The sequence below is a fragment of the Evansella sp. AB-rgal1 genome, from assembly GCF_041820985.1.
Lineage (GTDB): Bacteria > Bacillota > Bacilli > Bacillales > Salisediminibacteriaceae > Evansella.
The window spans coordinates 1-20,223 of the sequence record NZ_JBGUAU010000023.1 but is presented as its reverse complement, the minus strand read 5'-3'; the positions used below and the strand labels follow the sequence as shown (position 1 = coordinate 20,223).

Below are 20,223 nucleotides of genomic sequence, written 5' to 3'. Positions count from 1 at the left end.
AAGCGTTTACAATAGGATTGGTGGAAAAGAAATGGATGTTTTGTGAACACATCCATTTCTGTAGAATGTATATTTATGCATTTTTCCAATTAGAGAAAACAGAAGTAACTGCTTTTAAAGTTTGGTCGATATCCTCATTCGTGTGTGCAATGGTTAAAAACCATGCTTCATATTTGGAGGGAGCTAAGTTAATACCTTGCTTCAACATTTCTCTGAAAAAATATGCGAATAGCTCTCCATTGGAGGCTTCTGCATCGTCGTAGTTTCGAACATTCTCCACACCGAAATAGATAGTTAGAGCACCTTTTAATCGGTTAATGGAGATAGGGATATTATACGTTTGTGCTGCATCGAGTATTCCTTTTTCGAGAGTTGCTCCATGCTTGTCTAGGCGGTCGTAAAGGCCTTCTTCTTTTAGCACTTCGAGACACGCAATTCCTGACCTGATCGACGCTGGGTTACCAGCCATTGTACCAGCTTGATACGCTGGGCCGAGTGGGGCAACCTGCTCCATAATTTCTTTTCTTCCACCATAAGCACCGATTGGTAAACCGCCGCCGATTATTTTTCCAAGCGCAGTAATATCAGGCTCTACACCGAGAAGGTTCTGTGCACCACCGTACATGAAGCGGAATGCAGTGATTACTTCGTCATAGATTACGAGAGCACCAGCCTTATGGGAAATATCGTTTATTTGTTGGAGAAAACCAGGCTCAGGCTCTACGATACCAAAGTTTCCTACGATCGGTTCCACAAGCACTCCAGCAATTTGATCGCCCCAATGATTTATCGCCTCTTGGAAGCTGTCTATGTCATTAAAAGGTACAGTAATTACTTCTTGAGCAATACTTTTTGGTACTCCTGCAGAGTCTGGATTCCCTAGAGTTGACGGGCCTGATCCTGCGGCTACGAGTACAAGATCCGAGTGTCCGTGGTAGCATCCAGCAAATTTAATGATCTTGTCTCGACCAGTATAAGCACGTGCAACACGAATCGTTGTCATCACAGCTTCTGTACCGGAATTTACAAAGCGAATTCGTTCCATGGATGGAATTGCTTCGCGGATCATGTTTGCAAACTTATTTTCATAAATAGTAGGTGTACCGTATAATATTCCATCTTCGGCTGCCTCTTGGATCGCTTTTGTAATATGTGGGTGGGCATGTCCAGTAATGATTGGTCCGTATGCTGCAAGGTAATCTATGTACTTGTTGTCATCCTCATCCCAGAAGTACGCTCCTTTTGCTTTTTTCATGAAAACAGGGGAGCCACCGCCAACCGCTTTATAGGAACGCGATGGACTGTTCACTCCACCTAAAATCACATCTAACGCATCTCCGTATAATCGTTCAGAATTTGAAAAGTTCATTTTGGGAAATCCTCCTTCTTCCTAGTTCATCCTTTCACATTGTAACATTTTGCGAGGGGGATGGGGAAATCGGGTGTGTAGGTGCGTTACAGGGGAGGGAGGGGAGCAAGGGCAGAAGTGGGGATTCGCACATATAATGGGGGAATTCGCACATATATTGTTGAAAATCGCACATATATTCCGTGAACCCGCACATATATTCGTTCAACCCGCACATAAAATTGCCAAACCCGCACATATATTTTTTGTTTCATTAAAAAAAGCAAATTTTGTTTTTTTAGGGAGGACGGTACAGGACTGGGGAACAAGATTTAGGTAAGTATAGTAGTTCTGCGTAATAATCATGATGAATCGTAAACCACGAACAAGCGAGAGAGCGGTTCTCCCTTCTAAATTCGGAAAGTGCACATATATTTGCGCGATCCGCACATATAATCAGAATTTCGCACATATAATCCTTGAATTCGCACATATATCGCGCAAACCCGCACATATATTACCGCTCCCCCTCAAAATTAGAACCAAAACCTCATTAATTACCCAAAACATTTTTCAAAAAAACTCCATTATCTAATTATTGCTCAAAGTCCTTCGTTTCGGTAAACTATTATCGTTGTAATCAGAGGAGGGTGACAAATGAATGTGATTGAGGTTAAGGATCTTCGTAAAGAGTTTACATCGTATTCTAGTCGTTCTGGTTTAAAAGGAGCGTTTCGCGACCTTTTTACGAGAAATTATAAAATACTACGTGCGGTTGATGATATATCCCTTCAAGTGAAGCAAGGGGAGATGGTTGGCTATATTGGTGAAAATGGTGCAGGGAAGTCCACCACTATCAAGATGCTTACTGGCATTCTGACGCCAACTTCGGGAGAGGTTATGGTAAATGGGATGAACCCTCATAAGGAAAGAGAGAAGTTTGTCCAAACGATTGGCGTAGTTTTCGGACAAAGATCGCAGCTTTGGTGGGATATTGCGGTACAAGAATCGTTTCGCCTTTTGAAAAAAGTTTATAAGGTTTCGGATGAAGACTACGATACTCATATGAAGGAAGTCATTGAAACGTTAGAAATTGGCCCGTTGTTAGATAAGCCGGTCAGGAAGTTGTCCTTAGGTCAGCGGATGCGCTGTGAATTGGCAGCAGCACTCATTCACAATCCACCGTTATTATTTTTAGACGAGCCAACGATTGGACTTGATGTTCTTGTAAAAATGAAGATTCGTGGTTTTCTAAAAGAAATAAACAGAAAATACAAAACGACTATTTTACTTACGACTCATGATTTAGCGGACATTGAAGCGCTGTGTGAACGGGTTGTCCTATTAGATGAAGGAAGTATTATTTATGATGGGCGTTTGGATGAGCTTCAGAAAAATTGGGTAGAAGGAAAGCAAGTCCATTTCGAGTTTCAACATGCGGTGGAGAAATCTCAATTGGAGGAAGTGAGTACTCACTTCGATGTAAAATGGCGTTGTGGAGAACGGGAGAATCAGTGGATTGCGATGATCGATGGAGATGATGATGCGATTTCCAAGTTAATGAGTCAGGTGATGCTGCATCATTCTATTTCCGATGTGAAGATAAATCGAGTCTCCACCGAAGAAATAATAAGAAATATTTATGAAGAAGGGATCAATCATGGGTAATGTATCTTTGTACTTAGAAATGATCCGAATCCGGTTTCTGATGATGCTTGCGTACCGGACGAATTATTATAGTGGGATTTTAATTTATTCTATTAATATAGGTGCGTATTATTTTTTATGGCAAGCGATTTATGGGGCGCAGGATAATATTGCAGGCATGAGTGTGAGCCAAATGACGACGTACGTAGCGGTTGCGTGGATGGCTCGGGCATTTTATTTTAATAATATTGATCGAGAAATTGCGAACGAAATTCAAGAGGGAAAAGTGGCAATCGAAATGATTCGCCCGTATCACTACCTTGGTGTGAAAACAATGCAGGGGTTAGGAGAAGGCTTGTTTCGATTACTCTTTTTCTCCGTTCCAGGGATGGTCATTATCTGGTTAGCTTTTCCTATCGATTTTTCCAATAGCTTAAATGTATGGATATTATTCTTCGTGTCGATAATATTCGCCTTTATTGTGAACACGCAATTGAACCTTCTGACAGGGATTTTAACTTTTTTCCTTCTATATAATACTGGTTTGATTCGTGGAAAACGGGTAATCATTGATTTGTTCTCAGGTTTGCTCTTGCCAATCTCGTTTTATCCCCTATGGGCGCAGGATATTATGGGCTTTCTACCGTTTCAGGCGATCAGCTATATTCCTTCGATGATTTTTACGGAAGGTTTTGTAGGTGCGGAGGTATATTCAGCGTTAGGTATTCAACTTTTTTGGTCTTTATTTTTAATTATTCCGATTCAATTGCTTTGGATGGTCGCTAGAAAACAATTGATTGTACAAGGAGGTTGATGGTGTGTTTTATTTTTCTATCTTTTTTCAATATGCAGCTCAGTACTTAAAGACACGCTTATCGTATCGGACGGACCTCGTTATAGAATTGTTTTCGGATCTTTTATCCCAAGCGGTTAATTTGATATTTATTCTTGTTGTGTTTGGACACACCACCTTGTTAGCTGGTTGGAATCGAGAAGAAATTATCTTTATTTATGGATTTTTCCTCGTACCATATGCGTTATTTTCTTCGTTTTTTAACATATGGGATTTTAACGATCGGTACATTGTGAAGGGAGAAATGGATCGAGTTTTAACAAGGCCGATTCATAGCTTGTTTCAAATTGTCATCGAGAGAATGGAATTAGAGTCCATGTTCGGGGCTGTGACGGGGATCGTGATTATGTTTTATGCGGGATCTCGGCTGGGGATGGAGTTGAGCTGGTACGACCCGTTTGTGTTTTTTGTGTTTGTTGTGGGCGGGGCATTTATCTACGCTGGGATATTTATTTCGCTGGCTGCGATCAGCTTTTGGTCGGACAGTAAGACCGATATTATGCCTATGATGTACAACATCGGGAACTATGGTCGATATCCAGTGGATATTTATAATTCGGTGATTCGGTTTGTGCTGACATGGGTGTTGCCATTTGCGTTTGTTGGTGTGTATCCGGCAGCGTTTTTCCTAGGGCGTTCGGAGTGGTATGGCTATGCGTTTCTGACTCCATTAATGGGTGTGATTTTTCTAGGGTTGGCCATTTTCCTTTGGAATGCTGGGGTGAAGAGGTATCGCGGGGCAGGGAATTAGGATGTGTTTTTGCTTTGTTTGGTGAAAAATAGGGTTGGATTGCATTGGGCAGCGTTCTGGCGATTTCACAACTTGAATCATAGGATAATAAAGTGGCACGAAGATTCTTCGTGCCGTTGTTTTCGTGTTTGCTTATCGAACTAACACTTATCCGATTGTTTAAATCATTCCTTATTCATGGACCCACTCGGACCAATGAGGGATCAGCAACATGGATTGATATAATAAGGGGAGAAATTTCCCTTATTTAGAAAATGACACCGAAAATAGTGAAAATAGCAGGAGAATTTTCCGCTATTTACTTAATAAACATGATAATTTGCTTATTTTGGCAGATTAACCGGAAAACCTTCCCTTATTTCCCACTAACCAAACTATGTTCTGAAGTTTAAGAGGAAAAACTACGCTTATTTTAAGTAGCTTTGGATAAATCACATCAAATTCACAAAAAGGAAATATTTATTTCCACCTATGTGAATAGGGGGAGGATTACTGAGTAATTCAAATCCATTTATCAATAAAACCCTGATATAATAACAAAAAAAAACACATGTGATTCCTGCTGTGAAATCTCATGTGTTTTTGCTTGGGAATGGCATGTTTGCACCTCTGAAGTAAACCCGTTTGTTATTATAACATCATCATTTTTTATTGACCAAATGGATTAATAATGAAATAACAAGTGATAACTGAATGATTATTACTATTACTAAGGCTACTATAATCCCTAAATCATTAAAAACATGCACTAAACCTATACCAATTAAAAATGTTAACATCAAAAATAAAATAGACGATATAAGAAAATAACTAATTACCGAGTTCATTTTATCGCCTCCTTTATTGTGCAAAACTTCTCGTAAGCGCCATACTTTTTTTCGTCCTAGTTAAATTTATTCAATATTAATGTGCTTTTTTAATTCTTTCTTTAATTTCTCAAAGTCATCAACACTGATATACTTTGAACCTAGTTCAACCTGTTTTTCGTATTTTAACATTAAAACGAACCTATCATCTACGATATTTCCTTTCTCTATATTGGAAATAATTATCTTTTCTCGCGGTAATGGAAAACCATGATGAATTGATAAGGAGCCGTATTTGATCCTTATATAATCAATGTTTTGGATTGAAAACCACAAAAATGATAAAAATAAACCTAGTAACAAACCTAAAAAATTTAAGGAGGAAATAAAGAAAGGATAGTCTAGAATTCTACTACTAATGAAAAGAAGCAATTGTGTAATAGAAATACGAACCACATAACACCAATAAACACCGTTGCTCCTCTTGCTCTATATTTAATTATCAAAATAATTAACCTCCCCAGGTGCCTTAGAAATTTGTTTGTTAGGATCTAGGTGTTATTTTTTTTCCTAATCTACCTTAAGCTTTATTCTTCTTTCTTATGAAAAGAATGCCTGCCAGGATTACTATATCTAGTAGCACCAAAAATGATGGATGAAAAACAAAGAAAGTGGTGTCTTGGTATTGGTAAGTTGCTGATGGATAATCCATTGAGACCAACCTCTCTTCTAGTATGTTTTTTAATGCTACCTAAATCTACTTTTCATCGTTTTCATAAGAGGCAGTTTTTCTCCAAGGCTTAAATGCCAAATAGCAAGTTACAGCAAAAAAGAGAATTCCACCTATCCATAAGTATAATGTGTTTGGTAGGTAATCCCAAGGAGATATGGAAATGTTAAAGTATGTTGATATTGCATTTCCAATAAAACTTAACAGAAATAAGGTTACAAATAGTAGTACACATTCTATTAGAACAGGAACTGGTTTAAACTTTTTTTGTTTGCTTCCTCGAAATAAAAACCATGCTATGGCTGCCAATACGAAAAATCCGAAATCCATATCTACACTCCTTGTTTAAAAAGTTGTTTTTACAGGTTCTGCATTTTTTAGGGGGGGTTATTTTTTGATAAACTCAATATATAAAGACTCCATCTCTTGTAATTTTACGTCTTCATATCTATTTTTCTTTGGATTAAATACACCTCTAGTTTCATTAAGTTCATAATCCTGTGCGAGTTGTTTTAAGACTAAATTTGGTTTTACTAAGCTACCTTGAGGATTTTCCATTATATAATTTCCGTCCTTAAATGATGCAACAACTTTTATATAATTACGTGGTTTCATTTCCTGGATTCTCCTTCTTCACATCTGTTTTTGGAGGATTCAAAAGAATAATGCTTATGTAGTTCCTCAACTTCAACAATTCTCCGAGTTTCTTCATATAACTGTCTATTTTCTTTCCTTTTATTTTAACATAAATATCCAATTTTGTGGACGCATAGAAATTTAGGCGTTATGAGCACATAATTACACGTTACATTCCCGAAGGAGCGTTTGGGAGAGTTGAACCGGAAGTGAATGTGGTATTCAATTCCCGAAGAAGCGTTTGGGAGAGGTGAACGGGAAGTAGAGGTCGTGTTCAATTCCCGAAGGAGTGTTTGGGAGAGTTGAATGGGAAGTGGAGGTCGTGTTCAATTCCCGAAGAAGCGTTTGGGAGAGTTGAACGGGAAGTGAATGTTGTTTTCAATTCCCGAAGGAGCGTTTGGGAAAGTTGAAAGGGAAGTGGAGGTCGTGTTCAATTCCCGAAGGAGCATCTGGAAGGGGTGAATGGGAAGTGGAGGTCGTGTTCAATTCCCGAAGGAGTGTTTGGGAGAGGGTGAACGGGAAGTGGAGGTCGTGTTCAATTCCCGAAGAAGCATCTGGAAGGGGTGAACGGGAAGTGAAGGTCGTGTTCAATTCCCGAAGGAGCATCTGAAAGGGCTGAATGGGAAGCGAATGTGGTTTTCAATTCCCGAAGAAGCGTTTGGGAGAGGTGAAAGGGAAGTGGAGGTCGTGTTCAATTCCCGAAGAAGCGTTTGGGAGAGTTGAACGGGAAGTGAAGGTCGTGTTCAATTCCCGAAGGAGCATCTGGAAGGGGTGAACGGGAAGTGGAGGTCGTGTTCAATTCCCGAAGGAGCATCTGGAAGGGGTGAACGGGAAGCGAATGTGGTTTTCAATTCCCGAAGGAGCGTTTGGGAGAGGGTGAACGGGAAGTGGAGGTCGTGTTCAATTCCCGAAGAAGCGTTTGGGAGAGGTGAACGGGAAGCGAATGTGGTTTTCAATTCCCGAAGGAGCGTTTGGGAAAGTTGAACGGGAAGTGGAGGTCGTGTTCAATTCCCGAAGGAGCATCTGGAAGGGGTGAACGGGAAGTGGAGGTCATCTTCAATTCCCGAAGGAGTGTTTGGGAGAGGTGAACGGGAAGTGGAGGTCGTGTTCAATTCCCGAAGAAGCATCTGGAAGGGGTGAACGGGAAGTGAAGGTCGTGTTCAATTCCCGAAGGCGCGGTTGGAAGAGTTGAACGGGAAGTGAATGTTGTTTTCAATTCCCGAAGGAGTGTTTGGAGGAGGTGAACGGGAAGTGAAAACAAAAATTCACTTTTCTGAGCCATCCCCCCCTTTAAAATAGGTAATTGATCTACCTTTTAGATGGCTGAAGCGTCAGTAAAGGCAAGTAATCCACCACGATTCCAAAGCGAACCACCAAAACCAACAAAACTTCTTGTCCTATTTACCTCCTTTTTTTCATAGACTAAATGGAGGTGATATAGATGAAGTACCTCCTTTTGTTAATAGTTGTGATTGTGGCAGTAGCTGGGGTGATTTCAAGTATATATTTGTTGTTGAAAAATCAGCAATCAACTGGGCGGAAATTGTCACTGCGACATTTTATCGTTCTGTTCTTAGTATACGCGACGATAACCGCAGGATTTGGAGTTGTTTATCTTAGTCTGGAATTAACAGGACTTTCTGTTTTAGTGGAGGATGGACAATATCATTATGATTCCTTCTTTCATTTAGTAGAAGATGTGATGTATTTTAGCGCAGTTACACTGTTGACGGTAGGTTATGGAGATATTACTCCGCAAGGGATTGGACGCTGGATTGCGATAGTCCAAGCACTAATCGGGTACCTGCTTCCTGCTGCTTTTGTTGTTACCTCTGTTTTTATTTATGAAAGGGAGCGTCAACGTTTGTAGGTTTTCGATAGATTGGTTATCCTTATAGAAGAGGGATAACTAATTTTTTCGCAAAAAAAAGGAGGAACTTACATATGACAGTAGAGGTTGGACAACAAGTACCTGACTTAACATTGAAAGCAAATGGTGGAAAAGAAATAAGTTTATCAGATTATCGTGGGAAATATGTAGTACTTTATTTTTACCCGAAAGATATGACGCCAGGGTGCACGACGGAAGCTTGTGATTTCCGAGACAACCATGAAAGCTTCAAAGATGTGAATGCAGTAATTTTAGGAGTTAGCCCAGATCCAGTGGCACGTCACGAGAAATTTATAGACAAGCACGATTTACCTTTCGAGCTTCTTGCTGATGAGGAAAATCAGCTCGCGGAAGCGTTCGGTGTTTGGAAGTTGAAGAAAAACTTTGGGAAAGAGTACATGGGAATTGAGCGTTCTACCTTTATCATTGATCCGGAAGGAAACCTCATCAAGGAGTGGCGCAAGGTCAAGGTGAAGGGGCATGTCGAAGAGGCGTTGCAATATTTGCGTGAGCAAGGGAAATAATATATTGTTGGTAAAAAACGCAGTGAATTCACTGCGTTTTTTTTAGGTGGAAGCAATGGGGACGGTTCTCGCTGCTTCCTTCGCAAAAAAAGGAAGCAAGGAGAACCGTCCCCGCTGCTTCCCCGCTGCTTCTCTAGCTGAAACTTACCTTAATGTGATTCGTAGAATACAATGTTGCTGAATCTTCTACTTGAGGAACAGGACTTACTACGTGTCATTTCGAAATATTTGGAGTGAATAGTCTGTTCATGAAAAAGAGTAGAGTCGTGATTTTTCCAAAAAAAGCACCTATACCTATTAAAATATCAGAGTGTTAATCAATGTTACTTTTAAAGGAGTGATGATAATGGATGAGTTGATGGCTACCATTTTTGTCTGGATTTTGCCTGTTTTACTTGTTTGTTTTATTATTAGCATTATCAAGCGCAATGGCTGGTTTGGACGAATATCAATCATACTATATCTTTTATTTGTGACGACAGGAATGTTCTTTGTTTTTTCCAATCCTGTTGAGTGGTATCACGAGGTATACATTATTTCGTTTGTTTCATTATTTTATTTTTGGTGTGTTTTTACATATTATATGGTGAAAGATAAAAGTAAGAAAATACCTGTTGTGTTTAGTATTATATCTGGAGCTCTTATGATTGTTTCCAGCTATTTTAATCCAGAACCAGGGATGCTATCCGAAACGATCAGCATGGTTGTTGCTTTTTTTATTCTATTTCCAATTGCATCAATTATTTTTTCTATCATTATTACAATGGTAACAGGGAATGTAAGATCCTCTAAATTAGTGGATAAGGCAAGAGGTACGGATAAAAAGGTGTTCTCAGAGTATAAACTTCCAACATATTCAGTTGGAGTCAGTGTTCCGATTATTCACGGGATGAAGGAGTATCGGCTCGTTGGTGATAGTTCAATGTTAGGAGATTTATTTATGCGGTTTCTCGTTATCGATGAAGATGGGAGACAGGTGCATAATAAAGAATTGATTGGAAAGGTGGCTGAACCAATCTCGGAGATTCTTTTATTTAAGGCCCTTCAACAACCAGTCAATCGGATGAAGAATGGCTTAAGTAATCCTCAGAATAGAGAAGCAGAAGCAGCTGATGTATCTACTATTGACCTCACCAACCTAAATGAGGGAATCATAGAGAGGGTAAAATCAATTCGGTTGCATTATGTACAGCTTAGTCAATCCCGAGAAAGGCTAATTGAATTATTATCATTATTAGAAAGAGAAGTTTCTAACATAGAAAAAGATGGGGTTGTAAATGAGAAAAATAAGAAAAAATTTGATACCCTTTTTCCAGAGTTTCTAGAATTATGCCTACAACGAATCTATTTTTTCAAAAAATATGAATCAGATATAAAGTCTATTAATGAAGAGGATCCTTTATCCTTGGGGCCTCTAAGAAAGTGTTTTTCAGATCTTCCTTGGGATCACACTTTATATAAAATGGCACTTTCGAAGTGTCATATCACTATTACTAAAAACCAGAATCATACATTAGAAACTATCATGAGAACCTATATACAGAAAGCTTCTATTGTACATCAGAGAGAAAGTTTCAGTGAGGTTTTCGTATCTCCAAAAGAAAGAAGGGCATTTCCATTATCTTTGGTCGGAAGTGGAATATACTTCTTGGTAGTACTCCCGTTGATGATTTGGTTAATGGTGAATGTTGGAGGTATAACTATACTCGGAATCACGGTAATTTTTCTAGGCGCACCTTTAGCTTGTGTTGTTCCATTATCCTCATTTCAATATATTCACAGACTAATGTGGGAACGACTAGAACCAATTTTAGTAGGGGACGATCACATAGAAAAACCTTTGTTCCGATGTCATGTTAGAAACCATACATTAAAGCAATTTGTTTGGTATATATTCTTCTTATTCTTAATAGGGTTTGGTTTTTATTGGTTCCTTAATGGTGGAGTTGACCTGGACATGCTCATACATATATTCATACCACTGTTCATTTCTATATTTGCAATTGGATATATTTGGCCGAGAATGAAACTGAATATCCGCCGTTTTTCTATATATGAGGAATTCATAGAAATTCAAACGGATCTTCTTTCAGTAAAGCAAATGAAAGGCATAGTGTTTGAACCAAGGAAACAACATGTTGATTTTCAAGTGAATCATACTAGAGATTTAGATAGAAGTCTTCGTTTTCTGAGTCAACAAGATTTTGAAGATGCTAAAAAGTTATTGGAAAGTTGGGCATCAGAACATCAGATTCCAACAAAAGATCAAGGATAAGAGGTTCTGAGGGCAATGAAGTAGCAATGGGGACGGTTCTCGCTGCTTCCTTCGCAAAAAAGGAAGCAAGGAGAACCGTCCCCACTGCTTCACTTGTTTTCGAAGTATTCTAGGACTTCTTTCCAATCGTGTTTGTGGGTTACGAGTTGTGATTCTTCAAAGATGATATAGATTGGATATTGTTTATATTCTGCTGGTGGGTTGAATAGTTCGAACTCTTCGATAGTATTTAGGTATACCCCTGTGTAATAGTCAGAATTATTGTTACCTTGAATCTGATGTAGCTCGTACCAATATTGGTCTTGCAAGTCATGATATTCATTACTATATACCTCGTATTCCATTTCTTCGATAGCGATTACCAAACTGTCGACACCACGATAGGAATTTGAAAAGAGGAAATCATCAAAGGTGAGAGGGTAAACACGAATTTCTTCGGCTGTATAGATAGGAAGAAAGTTTCGATCATACAAAATATAATTTGATCTATCTGTTTGTACTTGCGGTTCGAACTTTTCTTCTACTTTCACGGAAATGGCGCGACCAGACCCACTATAAAAGGACCTCAAATATTCCGTGCGATTGTTAAAAATTATGTCATGGCTAGTTAAGTATACATCCAGTTCCTCACCAGTTTCATCATCAATAACCTTCGTGTCTTTTGTGATATAAACATGGTATGCCTCAACCTCGTATGTCCCATCAGGAACGGAAAAATTATCTGTATAAAATCGATCGAAATGGGTTTGCTCCAGGTCTGTACCGTTTATATTATCCTCAACAAAAACGGTGATGAGATTCATCATTTGACTCATTCCTATATTTTTTCCTTCAATATCATAGCCGTCGTCTACAAAGGGATTGCAGCCTATGAGAAGAGATGTTGCTACTAGTAGCATTATTGTCATTTTTTTCATAGTATCATGTCTCCTTACTTATCTATAACGGACTCAACATATTCAGCAGCGTCATCCCAGTCGTGTGTATCATACAAAAGACCATCTTCGTTTAATATAAAAAAGATAGGATATTGCTGATACTCGGATGGAGGATGATACTGTTCAAAGTATGGAACTTCCCACGTCTGAAAGGTTACATATGCACTAGGATCCTGGGAGCTAATTAAGGAATTCCATAATTTATCGTAATCAAAATAATAGTTATTCATATTATCTGTGCTAGGGTCGTAAACAGCCGTGATGGAAATTTCATCAGGTTGAATATGTACTGTATTCGTTAATACAAAATCATTAAAAGTTAACGGGAACAGCCGAACCTCTTTGGCTCTGTATATAGGTAAAAAACTTCGATCATACATGATGTAGTTACTTCTATTCGATGACACGCTCGAGGAAAACGTTTCTTCTACCTTCACTGCGACTTTTCGGTATGGATGAAAGAGAAGAGTAGATGCTACAGTTTCGGAATGACCAGAGAAAAATTCATGACGACTTACCATCTGGAGTTCTTCACCACTTCCCTCGTTTATAATCTTTGTGTCCTTTGTTAGAAAAACTTGATAGGCCTCTACCTCGTAATCCTTAAAGGAAGATGGATCCCATCCTTGAAGTATAACTTCATTTCCTCCTAGATTATCTTCCACAAAAACAGTAAGAACGTTAAATAAATCATGTACTCCTAAAGTTATCCCCTCAAAATCATAGTCATCTCTCTCCTGTGAGTTACAACTAACTATTAGAAATAACAAACATAGAAGTAGGACCAATGTCTTTTTCATCAAGTTTTTCCCCTTAATAAAGAAAAGAATGTGTATGTGTAAAATATTAACATGTTTTTCGTATAAATGGTTGAAAATTTCTAACAACTATATTGACAATTGGAAAATACTTCTGTAGTATATTGGTTAGTTAGTTGAGTAATTAACCATTAAGGTGGTGAACGTAGTGATTAGCAAATTAAATGAAGATCGCCCTATTTTTCAGCAGATAAGTGACATGATCAAAGACAATATACTAGACGATGCACTGAAGGAGGGAGACAAAATTCCTTCTACAAACGAATTAGCGAGTTTTTACAAAATAAATCCAGCAACCGCACAAAAGGGAATCCAACTGTTAGTAGATAAAGGCATTATTTTTAAACGGAGGGGGATTGGGATGTTTGTACAGGAGGCAGCAAAAGTAAAGTTAATTGAAGAAAGAAAATCGGAGTTCAAAGAGCAATACATTAATCCCTTATTGCATGAAGCCAAAAGGTTAGAACTATCGAAGGATGATATATTACGTTTTTTTAAAGAGGAGGAGAAAGAATGACATACTGCTTAAAGGTAGAGAATGTATCTTATCGCCATGGAAAAGTGAATGCACTGAACAACGTGTCTTTTCAATTAGAATCCGGGAAAATTTATGGACTATGGGGGCGGAATGGTGCTGGAAAAACAACGTTGATGCGCTGCATGACTGGGTTGTTAAAAACGGGGAGTGGGAATGTTTCTTTAAATGGAAAGCATCCTTATGAAAACAGAGATGTGCTACAACAAATTTGTTTTATTCAAGAAAATCATCCTCTAAATACGCAGTGGAAAGTCAAAGATGCCATGGAGATAGCTTCATGTTTCTACCCAAATTGGAACGGAGCAAAAGCAAAACAATGTCTTCGAGCGTTCCGGTTGGATGAAAAAATAAGAGTAAAAGCGATGTCCAAAGGGATGAGAACGGCGTTAGCGTTAACGATCGGTTTAAGTAGCGGTGCACCTGTTATGATTTTCGACGAACCTACAAATGGACTAGATGCTGCAGTTCGAGAAACGTTCTATGAATTGTTAGTATACGATGATAGTTTTGAAGATAGTATCATTATTCTGTCTACGCATTATATTCAAGAATTGCAACGTTACATCGAAGAAATCATTGTTTTACATGAAGGGAAATTAATTATGCAAGATTCGATTGAAGCGATTCGGGAACGCACTGGATATATTCATGGAAACAAAGAATCTAGGAAATTAGTTGTTGATGAATCTGCCATATTAGAGCGTTCTGAGATGGGGCCAATGGTTCGACTAATGGTGGAGGATATCGAGCTATCTGCTAGATTTGATGAGAAGGTAGATTTGCAAGATTATTTATTGCGAAAAACGGATCGTAAACATGGAGAGCAGAAGGAGGACCGCTATTATGAAGGAGCTTAAAGGGTTGTGGAAGATTCTGTGGTTGGATATTCGTCGATCTTATTCTATCTTCTGGTCGATTCTATTATTCTTCGTCATACTTGGGATCGGAATTAGTATCTCCTTTCCGCAGGGAGAGGTTAGCTGGAATATGGATGGGGCTGTGTTGATTTATCAAATTGTTATTGGTGCTATGTTGTTTCGTATTGCCTTTGATTATGGCTCCACATTTGGAAGTACGAGGAAGTTGATGTATGTTGGGGTTGTTTCTTTCCTATTCATCCTTAGTCTAGTAAGTGCGTTCCTGTTAAATGCACTCTATTTTTTATTACAACCTCTGCTTTCTGTACTAGATGTAAATATGGAACTAAATAGTTTGCTTCATATGTCGACTATCTCGGAGAACTTTTTTGGCTATCTCCTAATACTCTTTACAATTTACGTATTTTCATCAACAGTTAGTATGCTACTATCGATTTTAAAGCAGCAAGTAGGAGCGATTGCCCTATACGGAACGGCAGGTATTTTCGCACTTACCGTCATTCTTCCAGCGGTGAACACATATTGGGTGGATCTGTTTTACTGGTTTTCCAGAGCTCCGTTGTTAAACATGTTCTTGTGGATCCTTCTAGTTAGTGTGGTGTTGCTATGTATCCCAGTACCTTTTGTAAGACAATTTCAAATTTTCTCGGATAAAAAATAGTGTGTCTTGGTTGGAGAGAGTGGAAGTCGGTTTCGGACTTTCCCACTCTCTCTTTTTACTTTGAAAAATGTAATGGATGTGACTAGTAGGAAAAAATTGTATTCAACATAACATCCCATCTGATACAATAAAATGGACAGATTCATAGTAAATTCATTTTTTCAAAATGGAGATGAACTAGGTGAAGCAAATTTTTCCTTTTATACTCATAGCAGTTATTATCGGTGGAGCGATGTTGTTTCTTAAGGATGACTACGAAGAAGCAGCGGAATTTGATCCATTACTTACACATGAAGAATGGTCTCAATCATGGATGGCAACTTTTTTCCTTGAAGAAGGGGAAAATGAAGAGGAATATAATATTGGAGTGAAATTAGAATTGGAACGTGAAGACGTAGAAATAGATGCCATCGAATTATTTGTGGATACGCAATATGGGGGCTTCTTTTACCAGGATCTACACATAGAGGAGTTTGACGGAATGCTAATGTATTCGGAAGCTTGTAATTTATGTGGTGAAAATACAGACGGGTATATAAATGGGAATATGATGTTGAATTGGAAACAGAATGGAAACATCCGCTCCGAGTATTTTCACTTTTCCTTTAATTTGTATCATCTAGATTTAAATTAAGGGTACATGTGTCCAAACCATCTCCAACTTAAAACATATGTATATAGGGAACGGTGACAAAACGATCCCTCTTTTATTAATATGGTGCTCTCTGTTTGGATGCGAGGCTTTATGCCTCGCTTTTTTTGCTTTTATTGGGAGGGGACCTGGAGCCTTTATCGGGTCAGGGATTATGGTGTGTGGTTGGATGGAAATCGAGCGGATGAGCGACGATTAATCTTATGAAGTGCTCGATCGGATCGAAATCGAGCAGACTGGTAAACAATTTTTCCTCCAGCGAAAAGTCTTCGTAAGCGTGGTAACTAAATCAACGTAGAAAGTTTCCAACAATATATATCGCCAAAACCATCCTATGTTATGATGAAAGAAAGTGTAAAACAGCCTCACGAAATGGTGCAAACCTTATAGTCGCGCCCAAGCTAATGAAAACCGTACTATACCAAAACAACTACGTTTTTTACCCTAAAATCTAATGAAGGGATGGAATATAATGAACATTGTTTCTTCGGCAAAAATAAGAAGAGATTTGCGAGAGCATTTACATTCTACGTATCCTCAATTAGAATTTCAATTATGTAAGAATATGACGGAAGCAGAGAGCTTTTTAGCCACCGCTGAAATTTTGCTTACTAATGGTTTTGACGTAACGAAAGAACATATAATAAACGCCAAAAACTTAAAATGGATTATGGTTTTATCAGCTGGTATAGACGAACTGCCTCTTGAACAAATAAAAAATAGAAACATCCTCGTCACCAATGTAAGTGGAATACATGCCATCCCAATGGCCGAGTATACAATAGCTATGATGCTTCAAGTTTCACGAAACACCAAAGCTCTAATAAAAAGCGAACAAGACAAGCATTGGAATAGTAAACTAGTAATGAACGAAATTCATGGGAAAACAATAGGGATATTAGGTACAGGTGCTATTGGACAAGAGGTTGCTCGATTAGCGAAAGCATTTCACATGAAAACGATGGGAATGAATCGTAGTGGACGAGAAGTGTCATATTTTGATGTGATGTACACATCGGCTCAACTTCACGATATAGTAAAAGAATCTGATTTTCTCCTATCGGTTTTACCGAAAACAAAGGAAACGGACGGTATCCTCACAAAAAATGAATTTGCATTAATGAAAAAGAACGCCATACTTATTAATATAGGAAGAGGAAATGTCATGAATGATTGGGATTTACTACATGCATTGAACAATGGTGAGATAGCTCATGCAGTATTAGATGTATTTAATGAGGAGCCACTCCCAACGGATCACCCATATTGGCGTATGGAAAATGTTACAGTGACGCCTCATTTATCTGGAATATCACCAAAATATCAATCACGTGCTCTTGAAATCTTTGAAGCAAATTTAAAGGAGTTTCTAAATGGGCGAGAGAATTATATTAATAAAATTAACTTGTCAAAAGGCTACTAACCCCACTTGAAGGAGGATTTAGAATGAAATTAATGGTGTGTGTTGTAAACAACCGCTATGCGGATAAAATGGAAGAAGAATTAAAAGCAAAAGGATACCGCATGACGGAGTTAGCCAGCTCAGGAGGTTTTTTGAAAAAAGGCAATACCACTTTCTTATTTGGGGTTACAGATGAAGATGTACCAGGTCTTCGAAGTGAGATGCAGCGTATCTGTAGAGAAGTAGAATCGAAAAAAGGAAAGTTGAAGGATACAAAAAGTCGATATACTTCCTTTGTTATTAATGTAAAAGACAGTGCTCCGTTTTTCCAACAATAAAAGGACATAATCTTATCGTAAAAGTCATATTAATATGAATGATCTCTCAAATTCTATATATAATTGTTTATAAAAGGTGTATATGTTGACAAGAAAGTCGGTCCGTTAGTATACTATTTATAAATATTATAAAGTAAGAATGTTTTTTGAAAGAGGTGAAGTATATGGAGAATCATCGACTTCAAGAAGCGTTACATTCTTTAAAAAGCACTAAAGTTCGAATGACACCACAGCGCCATGCTATATTAGAATTCTTGTTCAATGCGAAGAGTCATCCAACAGCCGATGAGATTTACAAAGCGTTGGAAGGGAAATTTCCGAACATGAGTGTTGCGACCGTTTATAATAACTTACGTGTTTTTAAAGAAGTCGGTCTAGTAAGAGAGCTAACATATGGCGACTCTTCTAGCAGATTCGACAGTAACACTTCTGATCATTATCATGTCATTTGTGATGATTGTGGTAAAATTGTAGATTTTCACTATCCTGGCTTAGATGAAGTAGAGACTTTAGCAGAACACGTAACAAGTTTTAAAGTAAGAGACCATCGCATGGAAATTTACGGGCTGTGTCCTGAGTGTAATAAACATAAACAACATTAAAAGAAGCTGGTTTAATAACAGCTTCTTTTTTTGGTTGTTAGTAGGTCGGAGTGGCGACGCTCATGCTGCCTGTAAGTGCGTTCGCCCCCTATGCTTTTCAAATACTAAAACTTTTTCTTCTTATTATAATCTTCATCAAAATCTTTTCCTTCGAGTGATTTATCTAAAGTCAGTGGCTCGCTACAATACATACAAGCATCTACACGACCGAGCATCTTTGTATATTTTCCGCAATTGGGGCAAACAACTTGTACTGTTTTTGAAGAAAGCATTCCGATCCAAAAATAAATCACTGTACTAGCGATAATAGATAGAAAACCGAGAATCATAAATAAGGTCATAAATAACGGACTTCTTTGGAAGAATAATCCTAAATACATAATGATGATTCCGCCAAATATTAAAACAAGTGCAAAGGTTCTTATTTTATTAATTTTGTTTGAATATTTTATTCCCATGTCAATCCAACCTCCTAAATTGAAAGTATAGCATATTTTATAGAGAAATAACTATTTATAGATAGACAAACGATTTATTTAGAAGGTTTTTTCTTGAATTCGTCGAACATAATTAAAATAAGATGAGAATTCTGCTTTTTAGGAGGCACCAAAAATGGATTATTTTCTAAGGCAATTGTACCAAGACCGTTCCAGTGATGAACACACACTAGGGATCATTTCAGTGGAACGTAGGTCGAAAGTAGATACAAATACAGATTACTTTGATAATGTACTATTAGTTATTATATCGGATAAAAAAGAAGCAAATCCTTGGGAAATAAAACACTATGCATATAATAGTTATAAAGTGGCGATGCATCTTGTGAGATCTTCTCAAATTAAAGATTGGCTTTTAAATAGTTCCAATCGTCGTATCATCGACTGGTTAATGAATGGCAAGATTGTGTTTGATAGAAATGAGTATACTGCTAATTTTCGGAAAACAATGTTGGAGTTCCCTTTGGAGGAACGAAAAGTGAAAATCGGGGTGGAATTTTCTAAATTAATTCGTCGATTTAAAGATGGAAAAGCTTTGTTCCATGAAAAACATTATTTAGATGCCTATAATCAAATCGTTCATGCTCTTCACCATTTAGCGAGATTGTCAATCATCGACCATGGCTTCTATCCAGAAGTAACGGTGTGGCAACAAGTGAAGAAAATAGAGCCGGAGATTTATAAATTATATTCAGAGCTTGTAACAGGGTCAGAGCCTATTGAAAAGAAATTAGAGCTTCTGTTGCTAGCTAATGAATTTGAGTTGATGTCCAAAACAAAATTAGGTAGTGCTCATATTATTGATTTAATGAAAAGGAAGCAAGATTCCTGGACAATAGATGAATTGAAACAAGAAGTTGGTATGCATGAGTATTCACTAGATCTTAGCATCTTATTAGAGTATCTCGTTCAAAAGGGATATATTGACGTAGTGAATGTAGAGACAAAAGGCAAGGACATATATCATCGTTATTATGTAGTTAATGAAGCTTTGTTTCGTGGGTGACATTGTAGGTTAACAATTGAAACTCATTAAACAACTCCATAATAGAACAATGTTGATCTCATTCTATTGGAAAAAATAGAGTGGGGTCTTTTTATTATAGAAGAAAGAGGTAACTATTCCATAGGGAATGACTGAGTATGATTTCACGAAAGATTGTAAGAGGGGAGGTGACTTTACATTATTAAACTCTTTCCATCTTTTTCATGTTGAATTGTCTCGTGGAAACATGATATATTATTATTCGTCGCTCCAAACGGATTTGAATTGGGATTGAAAAAACTTTCTGAGAAGAGTTGACACTTGAAAGAGAGAATGGTATATTAATTCTTGTCGCTAAAAACAAACGACAAAATATTTTTTTAAAAACTGTTGACTTCGACAAATTATATTGATATAATATAAAAGCTGTCGTGAAAAACAGTGAGAAACATA

Annotated in this window: 20 protein-coding genes; 14 read left to right on the top strand and 6 right to left on the bottom strand. The window is 37.8% G+C overall.

Features of this window, described 5'->3' with window-relative positions; all coding sequences use genetic code 11:
- Positions 1-73: 73 nt before the first annotated feature.
- Positions 74-1,369 carry a glutamate-1-semialdehyde 2,1-aminomutase gene (locus ACERII_RS18090; RefSeq protein ID WP_373644175.1) on the bottom strand — a complete coding sequence of 432 codons (1,296 nt, stop codon included), beginning with the start codon at positions 1,367-1,369 and terminating at the stop codon, positions 74-76.
- Positions 1,370-2,005: 636 nt separating this feature from the next.
- Here ACERII_RS18090 and ACERII_RS18085 point away from each other — a divergent pair.
- From ACERII_RS18085 to ACERII_RS18075, 3 genes are read left to right on the top strand one after another with little or no spacing between them, the layout of a single operon-like run.
- A complete protein-coding gene (locus ACERII_RS18085; protein ID WP_373644174.1) occupies positions 2,006-3,016 on the top strand; it encodes an ABC transporter ATP-binding protein in 1,011 nt (336 codons plus the stop codon).
- Positions 3,009-3,809: an ABC transporter permease gene (locus ACERII_RS18080; RefSeq protein WP_373644173.1), complete on the top strand. Its 801-nt coding sequence runs from the start codon at positions 3,009-3,011 to the stop codon at positions 3,807-3,809. Before ACERII_RS18085 ends, ACERII_RS18080 begins: the two co-directional genes overlap by 8 nt.
- 4 nt (positions 3,810-3,813) lie before the next feature.
- Positions 3,814-4,599: an ABC transporter permease gene (locus tag ACERII_RS18075; protein ID WP_373644172.1), complete on the top strand. Its 786-nt coding sequence runs from the start codon at positions 3,814-3,816 to the stop codon at positions 4,597-4,599.
- A 1,563-nt stretch (positions 4,600-6,162) separates the two neighbouring features.
- Here the strand turns inward: ACERII_RS18075 and ACERII_RS18070 are convergent.
- Complete coding sequence (locus ACERII_RS18070) at positions 6,163-6,465, bottom strand: hypothetical protein (protein WP_373644171.1); 303 nt, start codon at positions 6,463-6,465, stop codon at positions 6,163-6,165.
- A 57-nt stretch (positions 6,466-6,522) separates the two neighbouring features.
- Complete coding sequence (locus tag ACERII_RS18065; protein ID WP_373644170.1) at positions 6,523-6,750, bottom strand: hypothetical protein; 228 nt, start codon at positions 6,748-6,750, stop codon at positions 6,523-6,525.
- Between the two features lie 1,462 nt (positions 6,751-8,212).
- On the opposite strand from ACERII_RS18065, the gene ACERII_RS18060 reads away from it, so the two are divergent.
- The 3 genes from ACERII_RS18060 (at position 8,213) to ACERII_RS18050 (ending at position 11,461) form a co-directional block, all read left to right on the top strand.
- On the top strand, positions 8,213-8,641 hold the full coding sequence (locus ACERII_RS18060) for a potassium channel family protein (protein WP_373644169.1): 429 nt from the start codon (positions 8,213-8,215) through the stop codon (positions 8,639-8,641).
- Positions 8,642-8,715: 74 nt separating this feature from the next.
- The gene (gene bcp / locus ACERII_RS18055; RefSeq protein ID WP_373644168.1) at positions 8,716-9,186 is read left to right on the top strand and encodes a thioredoxin-dependent thiol peroxidase; all 471 of its coding nucleotides are present in this window, start codon (positions 8,716-8,718) and stop codon (positions 9,184-9,186) included.
- A gap of 346 nt (positions 9,187-9,532) precedes the next feature.
- Positions 9,533-11,461, top strand: coding sequence for a hypothetical protein (locus ACERII_RS18050; RefSeq protein ID WP_373644167.1), 1,929 nt, complete (start codon positions 9,533-9,535; stop codon positions 11,459-11,461).
- A gap of 89 nt (positions 11,462-11,550) precedes the next feature.
- Here the strand turns inward: ACERII_RS18050 and ACERII_RS18045 are convergent, their stop codons facing one another.
- A complete protein-coding gene (locus ACERII_RS18045; protein ID WP_373644166.1) occupies positions 11,551-12,378 on the bottom strand; it encodes a hypothetical protein in 828 nt (275 codons plus the stop codon).
- 14 nt (positions 12,379-12,392) lie between these two features.
- On the bottom strand, positions 12,393-13,199 hold the full coding sequence (locus ACERII_RS18040; protein ID WP_373644165.1) for a hypothetical protein: 807 nt from the start codon (positions 13,197-13,199) through the stop codon (positions 12,393-12,395).
- Positions 13,200-13,365: 166 nt separating this feature from the next.
- Between ACERII_RS18040 and ACERII_RS18035 the strand changes: the two genes are divergently transcribed.
- From ACERII_RS18035 to perR, 7 genes are all read left to right on the top strand, one after another.
- Positions 13,366-13,734, top strand: a complete 369-nt coding sequence (locus tag ACERII_RS18035; protein WP_373644164.1) for a GntR family transcriptional regulator — start codon at positions 13,366-13,368, stop codon at positions 13,732-13,734.
- Positions 13,731-14,612 (top strand): ABC transporter ATP-binding protein, encoded by an 882-nt coding sequence (locus ACERII_RS18030; RefSeq protein ID WP_373644162.1) that lies wholly within the window; start codon positions 13,731-13,733, stop codon positions 14,610-14,612. Before ACERII_RS18035 ends, ACERII_RS18030 begins: the two co-directional genes overlap by 4 nt.
- On the top strand, positions 14,599-15,294 hold the full coding sequence (locus tag ACERII_RS18025) for a hypothetical protein (RefSeq protein ID WP_373644161.1): 696 nt from the start codon (positions 14,599-14,601) through the stop codon (positions 15,292-15,294). Before ACERII_RS18030 ends, ACERII_RS18025 begins: the two co-directional genes overlap by 14 nt.
- A gap of 181 nt (positions 15,295-15,475) precedes the next feature.
- A complete protein-coding gene (locus ACERII_RS18020; RefSeq protein WP_373644159.1) occupies positions 15,476-15,928 on the top strand; it encodes a hypothetical protein in 453 nt (150 codons plus the stop codon).
- Positions 15,929-16,418: 490 nt separating this feature from the next.
- Positions 16,419-17,369, top strand: a complete 951-nt coding sequence (locus ACERII_RS18015) for a D-2-hydroxyacid dehydrogenase (protein ID WP_373644158.1) — start codon at positions 16,419-16,421, stop codon at positions 17,367-17,369.
- Between the two features lie 23 nt (positions 17,370-17,392).
- Positions 17,393-17,686: a cyclic-di-AMP receptor gene (locus tag ACERII_RS18010; protein ID WP_373644157.1), complete on the top strand. Its 294-nt coding sequence runs from the start codon at positions 17,393-17,395 to the stop codon at positions 17,684-17,686.
- 164 nt (positions 17,687-17,850) lie between these two features.
- Positions 17,851-18,288, top strand: coding sequence for a peroxide-responsive transcriptional repressor PerR (gene perR / locus ACERII_RS18005; RefSeq protein WP_373644156.1), 438 nt, complete (start codon positions 17,851-17,853; stop codon positions 18,286-18,288).
- Positions 18,289-18,392: 104 nt separating this feature from the next.
- On the opposite strand, the gene ACERII_RS18000 is transcribed toward perR, so the two are convergent.
- Entirely contained in the window at positions 18,393-18,746 is a 354-nt protein-coding gene (locus ACERII_RS18000; protein WP_373644155.1) for a YgzB family protein, read from the bottom strand.
- A gap of 154 nt (positions 18,747-18,900) precedes the next feature.
- Between ACERII_RS18000 and ACERII_RS17995 the strand changes: the two genes are divergently transcribed.
- Positions 18,901-19,791: a nucleotidyltransferase-like protein gene (locus ACERII_RS17995; RefSeq protein WP_373644154.1), complete on the top strand. Its 891-nt coding sequence runs from the start codon at positions 18,901-18,903 to the stop codon at positions 19,789-19,791.
- Positions 19,792-20,223 lie beyond the last annotated feature (432 nt).

What these genes read in the sequence shown, in the direction of transcription:
- ACERII_RS17995 (WP_373644154.1), top strand. Translation starts at nt 18,901, where the DNA reads ATGGATTATTTTCTAAGGCAATTGTACCAAGACCGTTCCAGTGATGAA.
- ACERII_RS18085 (WP_373644174.1), top strand. Translation starts at nt 2,006, where the DNA reads ATGAATGTGATTGAGGTTAAGGATCTTCGTAAAGAGTTTACATCGTAT.
- ACERII_RS18080 (WP_373644173.1), top strand. Translation starts at nt 3,009, where the DNA reads ATGGGTAATGTATCTTTGTACTTAGAAATGATCCGAATCCGGTTTCTG.
- ACERII_RS18040 (WP_373644165.1), bottom strand. Translation starts at nt 13,199, where the DNA reads ATGAAAAAGACATTGGTCCTACTTCTATGTTTGTTATTTCTAATAGTT.
- ACERII_RS18000 (WP_373644155.1), bottom strand. Translation starts at nt 18,746, where the DNA reads ATGGGAATAAAATATTCAAACAAAATTAATAAAATAAGAACCTTTGCA.
- ACERII_RS18060 (WP_373644169.1), top strand. Translation starts at nt 8,213, where the DNA reads ATGAAGTACCTCCTTTTGTTAATAGTTGTGATTGTGGCAGTAGCTGGG.
- ACERII_RS18070 (WP_373644171.1), bottom strand. Translation starts at nt 6,465, where the DNA reads ATGGATTTCGGATTTTTCGTATTGGCAGCCATAGCATGGTTTTTATTT.
- bcp (WP_373644168.1), top strand. Translation starts at nt 8,716, where the DNA reads ATGACAGTAGAGGTTGGACAACAAGTACCTGACTTAACATTGAAAGCA.
- ACERII_RS18015 (WP_373644158.1), top strand. Translation starts at nt 16,419, where the DNA reads ATGAACATTGTTTCTTCGGCAAAAATAAGAAGAGATTTGCGAGAGCAT.
- ACERII_RS18030 (WP_373644162.1), top strand. Translation starts at nt 13,731, where the DNA reads ATGACATACTGCTTAAAGGTAGAGAATGTATCTTATCGCCATGGAAAA.
- ACERII_RS18010 (WP_373644157.1), top strand. Translation starts at nt 17,393, where the DNA reads ATGAAATTAATGGTGTGTGTTGTAAACAACCGCTATGCGGATAAAATG.
- ACERII_RS18050 (WP_373644167.1), top strand. Translation starts at nt 9,533, where the DNA reads ATGGATGAGTTGATGGCTACCATTTTTGTCTGGATTTTGCCTGTTTTA.
- ACERII_RS18065 (WP_373644170.1), bottom strand. Translation starts at nt 6,750, where the DNA reads ATGAAACCACGTAATTATATAAAAGTTGTTGCATCATTTAAGGACGGA.
- ACERII_RS18090 (WP_373644175.1), bottom strand. Translation starts at nt 1,369, where the DNA reads ATGAACTTTTCAAATTCTGAACGATTATACGGAGATGCGTTAGATGTG.
- ACERII_RS18025 (WP_373644161.1), top strand. Translation starts at nt 14,599, where the DNA reads ATGAAGGAGCTTAAAGGGTTGTGGAAGATTCTGTGGTTGGATATTCGT.
- ACERII_RS18045 (WP_373644166.1), bottom strand. Translation starts at nt 12,378, where the DNA reads ATGAAAAAAATGACAATAATGCTACTAGTAGCAACATCTCTTCTCATA.
- perR (WP_373644156.1), top strand. Translation starts at nt 17,851, where the DNA reads ATGGAGAATCATCGACTTCAAGAAGCGTTACATTCTTTAAAAAGCACT.